Below are 3,498 nucleotides of genomic sequence, written 5' to 3'. Positions count from 1 at the left end.
CGCGGGCCGCCCCCCGGGGGCCCCACACGCGGGGCCCCCCGGGCCCTGCCTGACCGGCCGCGTCCGTCACGCCGCGACCGGAACCTCCGGCGCCGCCCCGTTGGTGGCGGGTGCGAGCGCCAGCTCCAGGACCTGGCGGACATCGGTCACGGCGTGGACGTCGAGCTTGTCCAGCACCTCGGCCGGGACGTCGTCCAGGTCGGCCTCATTGCGCTTGGGGATGACGACGGTGGTCACCCCGGCGCGGTGCGCGGCGAGCAGCTTCTGCTTCACGCCGCCGATCGGCAGCACCCGCCCGGTCAGCGAGACCTCACCGGTCATCGCCACGTCCGTACGGACCTGCCGCCCGGAGAGCAGCGAGGCCAGCGCGGTCGTCATGGTGACACCGGCGCTCGGGCCGTCCTTGGGGACCGCGCCCGCCGGGAAGTGGATGTGCACGCCCCGGTCCTTGAGGTCGCCGACCGGCAGTTCCAGCTCGGCCCCGTGGGAGCGGAGGAAGGACAGGGCGATCTGCGCGCTCTCCTTCATCACATCGCCGAGCTGCCCGGTGAGCGTCAGACCCGCCGCGCCGGTCTCCGGGTCGGCCAGCGACGCCTCCACGAAGAGGACGTCACCGCCCGCTCCGGTGACCGCGAGGCCGGTGGCCACGCCCGGCACCGCCGTGCGCCGCTCGGCCGGGTCCTGGGCGGACTCGGGCACATGGTGCGGCCGTCCGATCAGGGCGCGCAGGTCGGCGTCCAGGACGGTGAACGGCAGCTTCCGCTCGCCCAGTTCGTGCTGGGCCGCGACCTTGCGCAGCAGCCGGGCGACCGACCGCTCCAGGTTGCGCACCCCGGCCTCGCGCGTGTACTCGCCGGCCAGCTTGCGCAGGGCGCTCTCGTCGATGGTCACCTCGTCCTTGTCGAGCCCCGCCCGCTCCAGCTGGCGCGGGAGCAGGTGGTCACGGGCGATGACGACCTTCTCGTCCTCGGTGTAGCCGTCGAGGCGGACCAGCTCCATACGGTCGAGCAGGGCCTCCGGGATGGCTTCGAGCACGTTGGCGGTGGCCAGGAAGACCACGTCGGACAGGTCCAGCTCGACCTCCAGGTAGTGGTCCCTGAAGGTGTGGTTCTGGGCCGGGTCCAGGACTTCGAGCAGAGCGGCGGCGGGGTCGCCCCGGAAGTCGGAGCCCACCTTGTCGATCTCGTCCAGCAGCACCACCGGGTTCATCGACCCGGCCTCCTTGATGGCCCGCACGATCCGGCCGGGCAGCGCGCCGACGTACGTACGGCGGTGGCCGCGGATCTCGGCCTCGTCCCGGACGCCGCCGAGGGCGACCCGGACGAACTTGCGGCCCATGGCGTGCGCGACGGACTCGCCGAGCGACGTCTTTCCCACTCCGGGCGGGCCGACCAGCGCCAGCACGGCACCGCCGCGCCGCCCGCCGACGACCCCGAGGCCCCGCTCGCCGCGCCGCTTGCGCACGGCCAGATACTCGGTGATCCGCTCCTTCACGTCCTCCAGACCGGAGTGCTCGGCGTCCAGGATGCCCTTGGCGCCCTGTATGTCGTACGCGTCCTCGGTGCGCTCGCTCCAGGGCAGCTCCAGGACGGTGTCCAGCCAGGTGCGGATCCAGGAGCCCTCAGGAGACTGGTCGCTGGACCGCTCCAGCTTGTCGACCTCCTTGAGGGCGGCCTCACGCACCTTCTCGGGCAGATCGGCGGCCTCGACTCGGGAGCGGTAGTCGTCGGACTCCTCGCCCGAGTCCTTGCCGTTCTCACCGTTCAGCTCACGCAGCTCCTTGCGCACGGCCTCCAGCTGGCGCCGCAGCAGGAACTCGCGCTGCTGCTTGTCGACGCCCTCCTGGACGTCCTTGGCGATGGTCTCGGCGACATCCTGCTCGGCGAGGTGATCACGCAGTTGCTGGGTGGCCAGCTTCAGCCGGGCGACGGGGTCGCCGGTCTCCAGCAGTTCGATCTTCTGTTCGGTGGTGAGGAAGGGCGAGTATCCGGAGTTGTCGGCCAGCGCGGACAGATCCTCGATGGCCTGCACCCGGTCCACCACCTGCCAGGCACCGCGCTTGCGGAGCCAGCTGGTGGCCAGCGCCTTGTACTCCTTCACCAGTTCGGCGGCCTGTCCCGGCAGCGGGTCCGGCACGCTCTCGTCGATACGCGTGCCCTCGACCCACAGGGCCGCGCCCGGCCCGGTCGTCCCGGCACCGATCTTCACGCGGCCACGCCCCCGGATCAGCGCGCCCGGGTCGCCGTCGGCCAGCCGGCCGACCTGCTCGACCGTGCCGAGCACGCCCGTCGTCGCGTACACCCCGTCGATCCTCGGCACCAGGAGCACCCTGGGCTTGCCCGGCTCCGACCGCGCGGCGGCCTGAGCGGCCTCCACGGCGGCGCGTACGTCTGTGTCATTCAGGTCCAGCGGGACCACCATCCCGGGCAGCACGACCTCGTCGTCGAGCGGCAGCACGGGCAGGGCGAGCGAGGTGGACGCCCCGAAGCCAGCGGACTCAGCAGCCATGATCTCCCCTTCGGCAGTCAAGTTGAGCTATGCCGACTCAATGCTTGTGAGCCTCCCATTGTTCCCGGACGGCTGTTCGCTCTGAGCGATCACCCCGTCACGAGCCCACGACCCGCCCGTGACAAGCCAGAACGCCGAAAGGGACGAGGGGATTCCAAGGGCCGCACCACGTCTGCCCCGGGCCGGCGAAGCCGCTGGCCGGGCCAGAGCCATGGGGCTGGACCATCGCCGTCGGCCTCCCGGACCACGTCTCACGGCATGCCCTCGACGCCACGAACGACGCCGTGGAGAAGGAGACGGTCCGCAAGGCGGCCGGGGCGGTGCTCGGCCACGGGGTGGGGGTGAAGGTGTCCGACGCCGCCGAGCGGACCGGGCCGGGGCTGGGGCTGGGGCCGGGCTGCTGGATCGCCCCCGAGCCCGCCGACCTGCTGTCCCGGCCGCCACCGGCCCCCCGCCCCGTACGCCCGCCCCGCGCCGCCGAGCGGGGCCGGGCCCTGACCAGGACCAGGCCGATGCACCACCCCCGAGCCCGCTCACCCGACATCCCGGCGACCACCGGACCCCAAGCCCCTGCCCCCGCTCCCCAGGGCTACCGGCTGCGCGCGCGGACGAGGGCCGGGGTCCCGGCCGGGCCGGGGCGGAGGCGACGGACAGGGGCACGCCCAGGGTTGTTGCGGCGGGGGTGACGGACAAGGTGGAGGCCAGGGCCCAGGCGCGAGCGACGGACGGGAAGACGAACGTAGTGACCCACATCGTGATCGCGGCGCCCGCTGGCTCCTCCGCCCCGCGCGACCAGGTCGCAACCACCGGCGTCATCCCCTGGTCGACCAGATAAAGACGTGCGCCGACCACAGCCGCCGGGGGCCCAGGCGGCGCCGTCATGCGCACCCTGCACCGCGAGACGGCCGGGGGGGGCGGCCCCCCCGGCCGGCCCGAGGGGGCCCCCCCGCGGGGGCGGCGCGGCGCCATGTGGGCGGGGCGCGCCCGGGG

Annotated in this window: 2 protein-coding genes; one reads left to right on the top strand and one right to left on the bottom strand. The window is 73.6% G+C overall.

The window, feature by feature from the left end; genetic code table 11:
* Positions 1–66: 66 nt before the first annotated feature.
* Entirely contained in the window at positions 67–2,508 is a 2,442-nt protein-coding gene (gene lon / locus ACFXAZ_RS38825) for an endopeptidase La (protein ID WP_384601600.1), read from the bottom strand.
* A 284-nt stretch (positions 2,509–2,792) separates the two neighbouring features.
* On the opposite strand from lon, the gene ACFXAZ_RS38820 reads away from it, so the two are divergent.
* Positions 2,793–3,194 carry a hypothetical protein gene (locus tag ACFXAZ_RS38820; protein ID WP_384601597.1) on the top strand — a complete coding sequence of 134 codons (402 nt, stop codon included), beginning with the start codon at positions 2,793–2,795 and terminating at the stop codon, positions 3,192–3,194.
* Positions 3,195–3,498: the final 304 nt, after the last annotated feature.

Source organism: Streptomyces sp. NPDC059477 (assembly GCF_042749375.1).
Taxonomy (GTDB): Bacteria; Actinomycetota; Actinomycetes; order Streptomycetales; family Streptomycetaceae; genus Streptomyces.
Note: the sequence above shows the minus strand (reverse complement) of the source record. Positions and strands in the feature narration are given on the sequence as shown.